A 12,856-nucleotide genomic window follows, 5' to 3' on the forward strand; every position below is an offset into this window, starting at 1 on the left:
ATCCCCTGATGACCGGCCCGAGACGCTTCGCTGGCCGGTCATGCCTTGACCGCACCCATCAGGCCGTTGACGAAGTACCGCTGCGCCGCGACGAACAGGATGATCACCGGTATCACCACGATCAGCGCGCCGGCCATCAGCACGTTGTAGTGCTGCACGGCCCCGGACTGCAGGTTCTGCAACGCGATCGGCAGCGTGAACGCGTCGGGGTCGTTGAGCGAGACCCGCGTGAGCAGGTACTCGTTCCAGGTCGGGATCGCGGTGAGGACCGCGATGGTGACCAGGACCGGCCGGGACAGCGGCAGGTAGATGGTGGTGAAGATGCGCAGTTCGCCGGCGCCGTCGACGCGGGCCGCCTCCCGCAGCTCGCCGGGGATGGCGTCGAAGGCGTTGGTCATCATGAGGATGGACAGCGGCGCGGAACCGTTGACGAACGGCAGGATCAGTCCCCAGTGGCTGCCCAGCAGGCCGAGCTTGTTCTCCAGCAGCACGACGGGCAGCAGCACGGTGACGCCGGGCACGAACAGCAGCGCCATGAACAGCCGGTACAGCGCCTTGCGCCCGGGGAAGTCCAGCACCGAGAACGCGTAGCCGGCCGCCGAGTAGATCGCCAGCACCAGCAGGACGGTCAGCACGGTGACCTTGAGGCTGTTCAGGAAGTAGTCGAAGAAGTGCAGCTCGTTCCAGGTCTCGATCAGGGTCTGCAGGGTCGGCCGGTGCGGGATGAGGCCCCCGCCGGCGGCGACCTCGAACCGGTCCTTGAAGGCGGCGGACACCATCCACAGGAAGGGGTACAGGCTGATCGCGGCGTACAGCAGCAACAGCAGCCCGATCGCGGCGCGGGCCAGCACTGCCGGCAGGGATTTCACGTGAGCCTCCGCATGGCCCGCAGGTTGACCGCGGCGAGGACCAGCGCGGCCACGAACAGCATCCAGCCGAGCGCGCTGGACAGGCCGAGCGTCGGGTCGAGCTGGGACAGGAACGCGAGCTTGTAGGTCTCCAGGCCCAGCACGTTCGTGTGGTTGCCGGGGCCGCCGTTGGTCATGATGAGGAACGTCTGGAATCCCTGCAGCGAGTCCCGCAGCGCGAGCAGGACGATGATCGCGGTGATCGGGCGCAGCAGCGGCCAGATGATGTGCCGGGTGACGTGCCACGTGCCGGCGCCGTCCACCCGGGCCGCCTCGACCAGCGTCGGGTCCACGGCCTGCAGGCCGGCCAGGTACAGCATCATGGACACCGGCACCGACGACCACACGGTGATGACGATGAGCGTCGGCAGGGCGGTCGACGGGTTGCCGAGGAAGCCCTGCGGCTGTTGCAGGCTGCCGAGGCCGACCGAGCGCAGCAGCAGGTTGATCGCGCCGTCCGGTTGCAGCACGTACATCCACGCGAAGTAGACGGCGATCCCGCTGGTCACCTGCGGCAGGAAGTACACCGAGCGCAGGAAGGTCTTGAGCCGGCGCACCGAGTTCAGCAGCACCGCGAGCGGGAAGCTGACCGCGACCGTCAGCACCGGCACCGCGATCATCACCCACATCGTGTTGCGGGCCGCGGTGTGCACCCGCGGCGCGTACGTGGGGTCGTTCCACAGCAGGTCGGCGTAGTTCTGCAGGCCGACCCACCGCCAGTTCGGGGTGAAGCCGTTCCAGGTCGCGAAGCTCAGCGAGAAGCCGTAGCCGACGGTGTAGGCGCCCATCACCGCGAACAGGACGACGGCGGGGGCCACGAACGCCGCGCCCCAGGCCACCTCCGAACGGCGGTAGCGCTTCCTGCCCCGGAGCGGGGCCCGCCGGGTCGGCGACGGGCCCTTCACGATCGTGTCGACCGCCATTACTGCTTGGTCCAGTAGGCGTCGATCTGCTTGGTCATCTCGGCGCCGGTCTCCGCGGCGCTCTTCGTCTTCAGCGGGGTGTAGTCCATCAGGGTCGCGGCGACGGGGGTGCCGTCGTAGGCGTTCGGCCGGTACGAGGTGTCGCCCGGGTTGTACGCGTTGGGGCCGGAGCCGAACGCCTTGATCATCGCGCCGAGGGCGGGACCGACGGCGGCGCTGGGGTCGGCGCCGAGGTCGGTCGGCGGGACGTCGAGGGCCTCCTTGGCGAACGTCGCGGACACGTCCGCCTTGGCGAGGTACTTGAGCCACTGGACGGCGCCGGCCCGGTTCTTCGTGGTCGCCGAGACCGAGACGCCGGTGAGGGTGAACGGCGCGAGGCTCAGGTCCTTGATCGCGCCGTTGGACGGGGCCGGCACCGGGAACGTCAGCACGTTGGCGGCGTCGAAGCCGTTCTGGGCGAGGAACGCGAGGGTGAACGTGCCGCCGATGTCGAAGGTGGACTTGCCCTGCACGAACGACATGTCGGCCGAGTCGATGTCGAGGCTCTGGGTGCCCGGCGTCCAGTACGGGGTGACCTGCCCGTAGGTCTCCAGCACCTGCACGCCGGTGGGCGAGGCGAAGTTGCCCGCCTTGTCCTTGGCCCACAGGCCCCGGAACTTCTCGGGGCCGAGCAGGCCGTAGGCCATCGGTTGCAGGAACCACTCCAGGCCGGTGGTCGGCGACTTGAAGCCGATCGTGACGCCGCCGTTGTCGGGGTGCTTGGCCTTGACCTTGCCCAGCACCTCGATGAACTGCTCCCACGTGGTGGGCGCGCTGGTGACCCCGGCGTCGGCCAGGCGCTGCTTGTTGGCGTAGACGATGCCGAAGGTACCCACGGTGAGCGGCACGCTGTACCGCTGGCCGAGCTTGATGCCCTTGGTCTTGGCGTCCTTCGCGAGGGACTTCTGGTAGTACTCGTCGGTGACGCTGCCGTCCTTGCGCACCTGCGGCAGGTAGCTGTTCAGCCAGGCGTCGTCGACGTCCTTGGCCAGGTCGGTGAGCAGGCCGGCGCCGCCGAAGGCGAAGTCGTCGCCGGTGGTGTGCACCTCGAACAGGTCCGGCAGGTCCTTGGTCTGGGCCGCCGCCTGCACCTTGGTCACGTAGGCGTCGTCGGGGCCGTAGGCCTCGACCTTGACCGAGATGCCGGTCTCCTTCTGGAATCCTTCCGCGACCTTCTGCAGTGCCTTCACGTGCGACTGCTTGAAGGTCCACATGGTGAGGGTCTTGCCGGACGAGCTTGCGCTGTCCGAATCGCCGCCACAGGCGGCGGTGGTGGCGCCGAGTGCCAGCGTCACCAGGACGGCCAGTGCAGGCCGCCACGCGCGTCGTTGCGATGTCATCACGGTGCCGAGCCTTCGCGTCCAGGGCGCCATCGACAGGCGCCGCTCAATGTCGAGAAGGTAAATCGAATTGATGTACTGTGTCAACCACGTCACAGCGGTCAGGAAGTAGGCACACCGATGCAACAACCCGCGGACCACTCGTCACAGCGGCACGCCGTGCTGACATCGTCACCGTGGGAGTCCCTGGCCGGAGCCGCCCGGATCACCCGGGTCCGCACGTTTCTGTGCGCCCCGCAGGGCTGCCCGTACCTCATCGTCCGCGTCGAGACGGACCAGCCGGGGCTCTACGGCCTGGGCTGCGCCAGCGACCCGCAACGCACCCTCGCCGTCCGCGCCGTGCTGGACGAGTATCTGGGTCCGCTGCTGCGCGGCCGGGACGCCGGCGACATCGAGGACCTCCACCGGCTGCTGCTGAACAGCGGCTACTGGCGGGGCGGCTCGATCGCCAACAACGCCCTCGGCGCCGTCGACGTCGCGTTGTGGGACATCAAGGCGAAGGCCGCCGGCCTACCGCTGTTCTCGCTGCTCGGCGGCCGGGCCCGGCACGGCGCGTCGGCGTACACCCACGTCGACGGCGCGGATCCGGGCGAGCTCGCCGACAAGGTGCACGCCGCGGTCGAGGCGGGCTACCGGCACGTGCGGGTCCAGGTCGCGGTGCCGGGCGTGGACACCTACGGCGTCACCTCCACCGGCTCCGGTGCGTGGGACTCTTCTGCGTACCTGCGGCACGTCCCGCCCGTGCTCGTCGACGTGCGCCGCCGGGTCGGCGAGCGGGTCGAGCTGCTGCACGACGCGCACGAGCGGCTCACCCCGGCGCAGGCCCGGCAGCTGGTCGCCGCCGTCACCGACGCCCGCCTGTACTTCCTCGAGGACGCGCTCGCGCCGGAGGACAGCGCCCACTTCGGGCAGCTGCGCACCGCCGGCCCGGTCCCGCTCGCGGTCGGGGAGCTGTACGACGACGTGAGCCGGTTCCTGCCCCTGCTGGAGCAGCGTGCGATCGACTTCGCGCGGGTGCGGATACCGACGCTCGGCGGCCTGACCCCGACCCGCAAACTGGTCGCCGCCTGCGAGTTGTTCGGCGTGCACACCGCGCCGCACGGGCCGGGTGACGTCAGCCCGGTGGCGCAGGCGGCCAACGTCGCGCTCGACGTCTCCAGCCCGGCCTTCGGCGTCCAGGAGGCCGCGCGGTTCCACGACGCCACCCTGGAGGTGTTCCCCGGGGCGCCGGTGCCGGATCACGGCAGCCTGTTCCCCTCGTCGTCACCGGGCCTCGGGGTGGACTTCGACGAGGCGGCCGCCCGCCGGTATCCGGCGCCTCCCCCGCTGGAGCACGATCGCTGGGCCCTGCTCCGCGGCACCGACGGCGCCGCCCACCGACCGTGAACCCTGTGTCTGCCTACCCGAGGTGTCGTCGACCCGAGGTGTTGCTCTAGCCGAGCAGGAGGGACTGCGGTTGGACGGACAGCGTCTGGTCGAGGACCAGGCAGGCCGCCCCGATCGCGCCCACGTCGATGCCGAGCGCCGTCTGCGTCACCACGGTCGGGTGGATGCGCTCCACGAACGGCGAGCTCTCCACGATGCCCGGCACGATCGCGGTGAACCGCTCGGCGAGCAGCGGCCAGATCGGTCCCCCGAACACGATCATCTCCGCGTCCACCAGCGTCGCGGCGGCGCTCACCCCGCGCCCGACCCGCACCGCCCAGCGGTCGATGATCTCGCCGGCCGTCACGTTGCCCGACGCCGCGTGCCGGCACAGCTGCCGCAGGCTCTGCTCCGCGTCGCGCGGCCCGGCCGGCTTGAACTCCGGGCCCAGCACACCGTGCTCGATCGCCTCGGCGACCAGGGCGTTGGTGGTGCAGGCGGCGTACAGCCCGCCGACCTCGCCCGCGTTGCCGGAGAAGCCACGCAGCACCACGTCGTCGACGACCAGGCCCATCCCGGAGCCGGTGCCGAGGTAGAAGAACAGGAAGTTGCCGGTGTTGCGGGCGGCGCCGGCCCAGCGCTCGGCGACCGCGGCCGCGATCACGTCCTTGTCGAGCAGCACCGGCAGCCCGGTGGTCCCGGCGAGGTGGTCGCGCAGCCGCACCCGTCCCCACCCGGCCAGCTCGGGCGGCGCGATGACCAGCCCCGACGCCACGTCCACCGGGCCGGGCGCGGCGATGCCGAGCCCCAGGATCTTCTCCCGGGCCACCCCGGCGTCGCGCACGAGCGCATTGATCGACTCGCTCATCTCCACCAGGGTGTGGTCGGGGTCGGCCGCCTCGGGGGTGGGCCGTTGCGCCCGCGCCACCGTGTTGCCCAGCAGGTCGAGCAGCACGAAGGTCACCACGGCGGGATCGAGGTGGACACCGATCGCGTAGCGCGCGCCGGCGTTGATCCGCAGCAGCCGTCGCGGCTGGCCGCTGCCCGAGCTGCGGGTGCCCGCCTCGCGGGCCAGCCCGGTGTCGATCAGCCGGCGGCAGATGTTCGACACCGTCTGCGCGGACAGCCCGGTGGCCGCCACGACCTCGACCCGGCTCAGCCCGTCCGGCACCCGCCGGATCGCGTCGAGGACCACCGACTCGTTGAAGTCGCCCATCCGCGGCAGGTTCGTGCCACGCCTCATCGGCAGCCGCTTGTCCACTGTTCTCCTATGCCGGCCGGTGCTGGTGACTTCCTCCATCAAATCGATTTAAGCCTACCATTCAGCGGCGCGGCCCCCGTCAGGCTGCGCGGGGCCACCCTGCCACACCTTGCACCACACCACATCGGACACGAGGCAGATTGAACAGCACGCCCCGCCCCGCTGTCACAGCCAGGACAGAACGCGACACTCGTCAGGTCAGCGGCCCGTCCGGCCGGCCATGATCAGTGCGACAGCGCGCGTTCGAGCTCGGCCTTGCTCATGCCCGAGCGTCCCTTGATGTTGCGCTGCTTCGCCTCGTTGTACAGCTGCTGCCTGGTCCGCCCCTGCGCCCCGGTGTGCGACCGCTTCCCGCCCCGATGCCCCGACGACACGTCGTCGATGGACGACCGGCTGGCGGTCCGGGACTCCCCCGCCCGGGCACGCTCCTTGTTGACGGTCCGGGCCGCGATCTCCTCGGCCTTGGCCGTCGATTCGCCGCGCCGCTTCACGCTGGCCTTGATGTGCTGATACTGCCGCTCACGCTTGGCGTTCGAACCCGCTGGCATGCGTCCTCCACAAGGCAGAGCTGGAACCTCTTCACCCCTGGTTCCCAGCGCCCGCACCGCCTAACACGGCGGCGTCGCTGCCGGAGCGGCGCCCCGGTCAGGGGGTGTCATCAGTGATTCCACTGATGACCCGTCCCGCGGCGGGCCACATCCTGGGGTCCGACACCTGAGGCAGAGGAGCTTTTCGATGGCAGCCGCGCCGGTCCGGCATTCACCCAACGTGCTGTTCAACCTCGCCGGGGTCGTCCTCATCGTGGGCGGCATCGGTCTGACGCTCTACGGTTTCGCCGACATCCTGCGGGTCATGGACGGGTTCGATCCGTTCCGCGGCGACGGCCCGCCGGTGGCCGTCGCCGACGGTGCGGCACTCATCTTCTGGGGCATCATCATCTTCACGATCGGCCGCTACTTCTGGCGCGGCGCCCGGCGCCGCGGCGCCCGGGATCGCTTCGGCCGCTTGCTGATCATCGTCGGCTATCTGCTGGTCGGTGCGGGCCTGGACGCCGGCGCGCACGCCGGGGTGCAGTTGTGGAACAGCCGGACCGACGACGGCATGCAGTCGGCGGTGCTCCATGCCCTGCTGATGTTCCTGCTGTGGGCGGTGCCGGGCGGCGTGCTGGCCACGATCGGGTTCCGGCTCGCCGACGAGGTGGCACTTGCCACCGCCGAGGCCAACGCGGGGCTGTAACCCCGCGGTGACCGCAGCGCGGCGGCTGTCACCGATGCTCCTTGGCAGGTCCTGGCAGGTCACCCTGCAGCATGACGACCTTGCCCCTGCCACCGAGCTTCGTGCCCAGGAACCGGCACGCCCTGGTGCCGTAGGCACGGTTGTCGGCAGGCACGACCACGAACGCCTTGGCTGATGCTCTGGACCGTCATGCCGATCTGAGGTTGAGGGGTAGAATTTGCTCAGTGCATGTCGGTTCGCTCGCACGGCTCGTGCGACCGGCACCCCCACCCCTTGGGTTGGGGATCGCGGTCGCCGCCGCACTGATCGTGGTGGAGACCCTCCTCGTCTATCCGCTCCAGCGGATCATGGCGCCGCTCGACCCGGGCATCATCTACATCGTCGGTGTCCTGGTGGCCTCGGTGGTGTGGGGAATGTGGCTCGGGATGGCCACCGCCGTGGTGAGCACGCTGGCGTTCGTCTTCTTTCACGTTCAGCCCATCAACAGCATCGTCGCCGCCGACATACGGCAGGTCGTCGGGTTGGCGGTCCTGCTCCTCGTCGCGGTGGCCATGAGCGCGGTGGCGGACCTGTCCCGGCTGCGCACCGTCGAGGCCGAGGATGCCGATCTCAGCGCCGAGATGGCCCGGCTGCTGCTGCACGCGGACGATCTTCCCGCGGTGCTGCCCGCGGTGGCACAGCGCGTCGCGCAATCGCTCGAGCTGCCGGACGCGGTGATCGACCTCGCCGTCGTCTCCGGTGATGACCGGCACTCGGCGCTGCCGCTGTGGGCCGGCACTGCCCGGCTGGGGACCCTGCGGGTGCCGGTCGACGTGCCCGAGCGGACGATGCAGCGACTGCGGGAGCGCACTGTGCCGTCATTGGCGTCGCTGCTGCACGCCGGGTGCGAACGTGCGGCGGTGCTGGACTCTCTGGAAGCCAGCCGGGAGCGCCTGGGCAGGCTCGCCGCCGAACAAGCCGCGTTGGGGCGGGTGGCGAGCCTCGTGGCGCACAATGGCCGTCCGGCCGAGGTCTTCGACGCGATCACGTCGGAACTGCACGGGTTGCTGGGCGAGCAGTTCAGCACCTGGCTGTGCCGCTTCGAGAACGACGCCACGGCCAGCACCGTCTCGACCAGCCTGCCCGGCCTGACCCCGGATCAGATGCGCATGCCGTTCGAGGGCGACAACGTCCCGGCGCTCGTGTGGGACACCGGCCGCGTCGCCCGGATGGACAGCTTCGAGGCCGCCGCCGGCCCCATCGGCGCGCTCGCTCGCGAACTGGGCGTCCGCTCGGTGGTCGGAGCACCGATCGTGGTTGAGGGGCGGCTGTGGGGTGCGGCGGCCGTCGGGTCGACCCGGCCCGAGCCGCTACCGCCGGACACCGAGGCCCGCGTCACGGCCTTCGTCGCCCTTGCCGCCACCGCCATCGCCAACGCCGACACCCAGGCCGAGCTCGTCGCGTCCCGGGCCCGGCTGGTCGCCGCCGCGGACCAGGCCCGCCAGCGCATCGAGCGCGACCTGCACGACGGCGCGTTGCAGCACTTCTTCGCCGTCGCGCTGCAGTTCGGTGCCGTGCAGGCCAGCCTGCCGCCGGGGCTGGAGCAGACCAAGGAGGAGCTGTCGCGCGCCCTGCGCGGTCTGAACAGTGCCGTGGACGACCTGCGGGAGATCTCGCAGGGCATCCATCCGACGTTGCTCGCCGCCGGCGGCCTGCCACCCGCGCTCAAGGCACTCGCCCGCAGATCGCCGGTGCCGGTCGAAGTCGACCTGCACGCCTGCCCGCGGATGCCTCCAGTGGTTGAGGTGGCCGCGTATCACGTCGTGTCCGAAGCGCTGACCAACGCGGCCAGACACGCCAACGCCTCGGTGGTGCAGGTGCAGGCGGCAACCCGGGACCTCGCCCTGCACCTGTCGGTCCGTGACGACGGCGTCGGAGGCGCGGACCCTCACCGCGGGACCGGCCTCACCGCCCTCCAGGACCGGGTCGAGGCACTCGGCGGACACCTCACCATCACCAGCCCCGTCGGCGACGGCACCCAGCTGTTGGCCACCATCCCGACCACATCCGCCGCCTGCGCTCATGAGCGGGACAGCGGCTCAGCCGCTACCGCGCGCTGAAGGTCCACGGCATCGCCGGGTTACCATTGACGCAACGACGCAAAGTACGTCGGGACGCCGTTACGGGTCGATGTGAGCGGTATGTTCAGCCGGGCGCAGGCGCCCCGTGTCGACGTGAGGCGTGGGGGGCGGTCCCTGATGCCGGCCCGCCTGATGGCGCTGTTGCTGTCTCAGAAGCGGCCGCCGATCGAGGTCGGTCTGATCACCGCGATGGTTCTCATTGCGGTGCAGACGGTCGCGCTGCTTCCGTTCAGGGGAGTCTCCGGCGAAGACGTCCGAAGTGTGGCCTACCTGTGCGGCGTTCTGGTGATCTCGAGCATGTGGGGCGCCTGGCTCGGCGTGTTGACCGCGGTGGCCAGTGCCATTGCATTTAACTACTTCTATGTTGCCCCCTTCTGGTCGCTGAACCTCACCACCCGGCACGACCTGCAGACGGTAACGGTGTTCATCGTGGCGGGGCTGTTCACCACCTTCGTCGCAAATCTGGCCCGATCCCGCGCGGTCGAGGCGTCCGAGCGCCGTCAGGAGGCAGACCTCGCCGCCGAACTGGCGCACCGGATGTTGCGCGCCGACGATCTGCGTTCGGCCCTTGGCCCGGCGTCGCAACGGCTCGCGGAAGCGTTCGAACTGCGGTCCGCGGCGATCAGGCTTCAGGCGGTTCCCGGGGACGAGCAGTGGGCCGCATTCCCCCTACTGGACGGCGCGACACCCCTGGGCACGCTGCTGATCCCGGCTGACGCACCCGACCGGACCCGGGAGCGCTTGCGGCAACGGGTGGTGCCGTCCCTGGAGTCGCTGCTGGGCGCGGCACGTGAACGGGAGGAGATCACCGACTCACTGACCAGGGCCCGCGAAGAGGCCACCGGGCTGGCGGCGGAACAGGTCTCGTTGCGGCGGGTGGCGACCCTGGTCGCGCACGGAGCCGCACCGGCGGCGGTGTTCGACGCGGTGACCGCCGAACTGTGCCAGCTGCTCGGCCAGTACGGCACGGGGCTCATCCGCTACGAGCCGGACTACACAGGCACCCTCGTTTCGGGTCGCAACGAGCCCGGCATCGTCGAGATGCCGACCGGGACGCGCCTCCGGCTTGATGGCGACTGCCTTTCCGGGAGCATCAGGCGCACCGGCCGGCCGGCCGTGGCGAGCTATGACAACGCTGCCGCAGGCACCACCGCCGCGGTCCTGCGAGAGTTGGGCATACGTTCGGGGGTCGGCGTGCCGGTCGTGGTCGAAGGTCACCTCTGGGGGGCAGCCGTCGTCTCGACCACGAGGCCCACACCGATACCGGCCGCGGTGCGAGCACGGCTGGCCGACTTCACCGAGTTGGTCGCTGCCGCCATCGCCAACGCCGACAGCCGTGCGCAGCTCACCGCCTCCCGCGCCCGCATCGTCGCCGCCACCGACGAAGCCCGTCGGCGGCTCGAACGCGATCTGCACGACGGCGCGCAGCAACGTCTCATTTCGCTCGGACTTCAGACGCGCATGTTGCAGGCCACCCTGCCACCCGGATGTGACCTGGCCCAGGAGGAACTGGCAGCGATCGCGACCGGACTGGCCGGCGTCTGCGAGGAGCTTCGGGAGATCTCCCGGGGCATTCATCCGGCGATGCTGTCCAAGGGTGGACTCGGCCCGGCGCTCAGAAGCCTTGCCCGCCGCAGCGCGCTGCCGGTCGAACTCGCCCTGGAAATCGGCCGCCGGTTGCCCGAGCGCGTCGAGGTGACGATGTACTACGTGGTGTCCGAAGCCCTGACGAACGCAGCCAAACATGCCCAGGCGACCGTGGTGCATGTCGATGCCGCAGCGACGGGTGCGATCCTCCGGCTCTCGATCAGCGACGACGGCATCGGGGGTGCCTGCATCGGCCGGGGGTCCGGACTGATCGGGCTCCAGGACCGCATCGAGACCGTCGGCGGCCGCCTGGAGATCGTGAGCCCGGCCGGCAGCGGCACGACGATCCTGGTCGCGATCCCGATCGACGCGACCGGACCGCCGGCCGCCGGCTCCTCGCAGTGAGCCCTCGATGTCCAGAGACAGTCGCCCCGCGGATCCACGGGGCGACCGCGCAACCTCCACCTCCTGACCGGCAAGGTCACCACATCGCGCTCACCGCCACCGGTCAGTGATGGAATCCGGTGGCGACCGCGGCAGGGTGCAGCGGTCCGGGCTGGGCCTGGAGTTCGGGCAGCAGCCGGTGCAGGTCGGCGAGCAGCAGATCGGCCAGGTCACGGGTGAAGCCGTTGCGGATCACCACGCGCAGGACGGCGAGGTCGGTGCGGTTGGCCGGGAAGGTGTAGGCCGGCACCAGCCAGCCGCGTTCCCGTAGCCGGCGGGAGACGTCGAACACGTTGAACGCGGCCACCTGCCCGGTCGTGGTGAACGCGAACACCGGCAGCTCGTCGCCGCGGCTCAGCAGCCGGAACGGGCCCATCGCCGCGATCCGCCCCGACAGGTAGACGGCCACGTCGCGGGACGCCTGCTGGACGGCGCCGAACCCGGCCCGGCCGAGCCGGAAGAAGGTGTAGTACTGGGCGACGACCTCCGCGCCCGGGCGGGAGAAGTTCAGTGCGAAGGTCGGCATGCTGCCGCCGAGGTAGTTGACGTTGAAGATGAGGTCCTCGGGCAGGGCGTCGCGGTGGCGCCACAGCACCCAACCGACACCGGGATACACCAGGCCGTACTTGTGACCGGAGGTGTTGATGGAGGCGACCCGGTCGAGCCGGAAGTCCCACACCAGGTCCGGATCGAGAAACGGCGCGATCATCGCTCCGGACGCGCCGTCGACGTGCAGCGGAATGTCCCATCCGGTGCGCCGCTGCAACGCGTCCAGCGCCGCGGAGATCTCCGCGACAGGCTCGTAACTGCCGTCGAAGGTGGAGCCGAGGACCGCGACCACGCCGATGGTGTTCTCGTCGCAGTGCGCCACCGCCTCCTCCGCGGACAGGTGCAGCCGGTCGCCGTCCATCGGCACCAGCCGGGGCTCGACCTCCCAGTAGTTGCAGAACTTCTCCCAGCAGACCTGCACGTTGATGCCCATGACCAGGTTCGGCCGGCGCTCGCCGCCCGGCGGCTGCCGGCCGGCCCACCGCCGTTTGAGCGCCAGACCGGCCAGCATGCACGCCTCGCTGGAGCCGGTGGTCGAACAGCCGACAACGTCGGTCGGATCGGGGGCATGCCACAGGTCGGCGAGGATGTTGACGCAGCGCCGCTCGAACTCGGCAGTCTGCGGATACTCGTCCTTGTCGACCATGTTCTTGTCGACGCATTCGGCCATCAGACGAGCGGCCTGCGGCTCCATCCACGTCGTGACGAACGTGGCCAGGTTCAACCGGGCGTTGCCGTCCAGCATCAGCTCATCGTGGACGAGCTGCCAGGCGGTTTCGGCGGGCACCGGATCCTCGCCCAGCGCGACCCGGGGCCCGGTGACCTGCTGACCCAGCGCCGGATTGGCGACGGTCGCGAACGGGTTCCCGCCGCCCGCGACCTCGGTCCGTCGCGGTCGGCGACCACTGTGCAGCACCATCGTCGCACCGTCCTGTCGATCGACCCGGGTGGGCTCCCAGTCCCGGCAGGAGACCCTTACGGTGACTGATGATCCGGGCTGCGCCGAGGTCTCAGCGCTGATCCGCGCACAGTTCATCCCGACCCGGCCGGGCCGATCACCCCCGGCCCCGCCGTCGGCCGGGGT

11 protein-coding genes are annotated in these 12,856 nt (G+C 70.4%); 4 read left to right on the forward strand and 7 right to left on the reverse strand.

What is annotated here, in order from left to right:
- Positions 1–38: 38 nt before the first annotated feature.
- From Dsi01nite_RS09435 to Dsi01nite_RS09445, 3 genes are read right to left on the reverse strand one after another with little or no spacing between them, the layout of a single operon-like run.
- Positions 39–869: a carbohydrate ABC transporter permease gene (locus tag Dsi01nite_RS09435; RefSeq protein ID WP_203845680.1), complete on the reverse strand. Its 831-nt coding sequence runs from the start codon at positions 867–869 to the stop codon at positions 39–41.
- On the reverse strand, positions 866–1,831 hold the full coding sequence (locus tag Dsi01nite_RS09440; RefSeq protein WP_203845681.1) for a carbohydrate ABC transporter permease: 966 nt from the start codon (positions 1,829–1,831) through the stop codon (positions 866–868). Before Dsi01nite_RS09440 ends, Dsi01nite_RS09435 begins: the two co-directional genes overlap by 4 nt.
- On the reverse strand, positions 1,831–3,210 hold the full coding sequence (locus tag Dsi01nite_RS09445; RefSeq protein ID WP_239135796.1) for an ABC transporter substrate-binding protein: 1,380 nt from the start codon (positions 3,208–3,210) through the stop codon (positions 1,831–1,833). The genes Dsi01nite_RS09440 and Dsi01nite_RS09445 overlap by 1 nt, the downstream gene beginning before the upstream one ends.
- A 120-nt stretch (positions 3,211–3,330) precedes the next feature.
- Between Dsi01nite_RS09445 and Dsi01nite_RS09450 the strand changes: the two genes are divergently transcribed.
- The gene (locus Dsi01nite_RS09450; protein ID WP_203845683.1) at positions 3,331–4,596 is read left to right on the forward strand and encodes an enolase C-terminal domain-like protein; all 1,266 of its coding nucleotides are present in this window, start codon (positions 3,331–3,333) and stop codon (positions 4,594–4,596) included.
- Between the two features lie 46 nt (positions 4,597–4,642).
- Here the strand turns inward: Dsi01nite_RS09450 and Dsi01nite_RS09455 are convergent, their stop codons facing one another.
- Positions 4,643–5,818: an ROK family transcriptional regulator gene (locus Dsi01nite_RS09455; protein WP_203845684.1), complete on the reverse strand. Its 1,176-nt coding sequence runs from the start codon at positions 5,816–5,818 to the stop codon at positions 4,643–4,645.
- 242 nt (positions 5,819–6,060) lie between these two features.
- Positions 6,061–6,384, reverse strand: coding sequence for a plasmid stabilization protein (locus Dsi01nite_RS09460; RefSeq protein WP_203845685.1), 324 nt, complete (start codon positions 6,382–6,384; stop codon positions 6,061–6,063).
- A gap of 187 nt (positions 6,385–6,571) precedes the next feature.
- Between Dsi01nite_RS09460 and Dsi01nite_RS09465 the strand changes: the two genes are divergently transcribed.
- Positions 6,572–7,072 carry a hypothetical protein gene (locus Dsi01nite_RS09465; RefSeq protein WP_203845686.1) on the forward strand — a complete coding sequence of 167 codons (501 nt, stop codon included), beginning with the start codon at positions 6,572–6,574 and terminating at the stop codon, positions 7,070–7,072.
- 28 nt (positions 7,073–7,100) lie between these two features.
- Here the strand turns inward: Dsi01nite_RS09465 and Dsi01nite_RS58275 are convergent, their stop codons facing one another.
- Complete coding sequence (locus tag Dsi01nite_RS58275) at positions 7,101–7,226, reverse strand: hypothetical protein (RefSeq protein WP_275423346.1); 126 nt, start codon at positions 7,224–7,226, stop codon at positions 7,101–7,103.
- Positions 7,227–7,239: 13 nt separating this feature from the next.
- On the opposite strand from Dsi01nite_RS58275, the gene Dsi01nite_RS09475 reads away from it, so the two are divergent.
- On the forward strand, positions 7,240–9,171 hold the full coding sequence (locus Dsi01nite_RS09475) for a DUF4118 domain-containing protein (RefSeq protein ID WP_203845687.1): 1,932 nt from the start codon (positions 7,240–7,242) through the stop codon (positions 9,169–9,171).
- A gap of 138 nt (positions 9,172–9,309) precedes the next feature.
- Complete coding sequence (locus tag Dsi01nite_RS09480) at positions 9,310–11,184, forward strand: DUF4118 domain-containing protein (protein ID WP_203845688.1); 1,875 nt, start codon at positions 9,310–9,312, stop codon at positions 11,182–11,184.
- A 103-nt stretch (positions 11,185–11,287) separates the two neighbouring features.
- On the opposite strand, the gene gad is transcribed toward Dsi01nite_RS09480, so the two are convergent.
- A complete protein-coding gene (gene gad, locus Dsi01nite_RS09485) occupies positions 11,288–12,691 on the reverse strand; it encodes a glutamate decarboxylase (RefSeq protein ID WP_203845689.1) in 1,404 nt (467 codons plus the stop codon).
- Between the last annotated feature and the right edge of the window lie 165 nt (positions 12,692–12,856).

Source organism: Dactylosporangium siamense, assembly GCF_016862795.1.
GTDB lineage: Bacteria > Actinomycetota > Actinomycetes > Mycobacteriales > Micromonosporaceae > Dactylosporangium > Dactylosporangium siamense.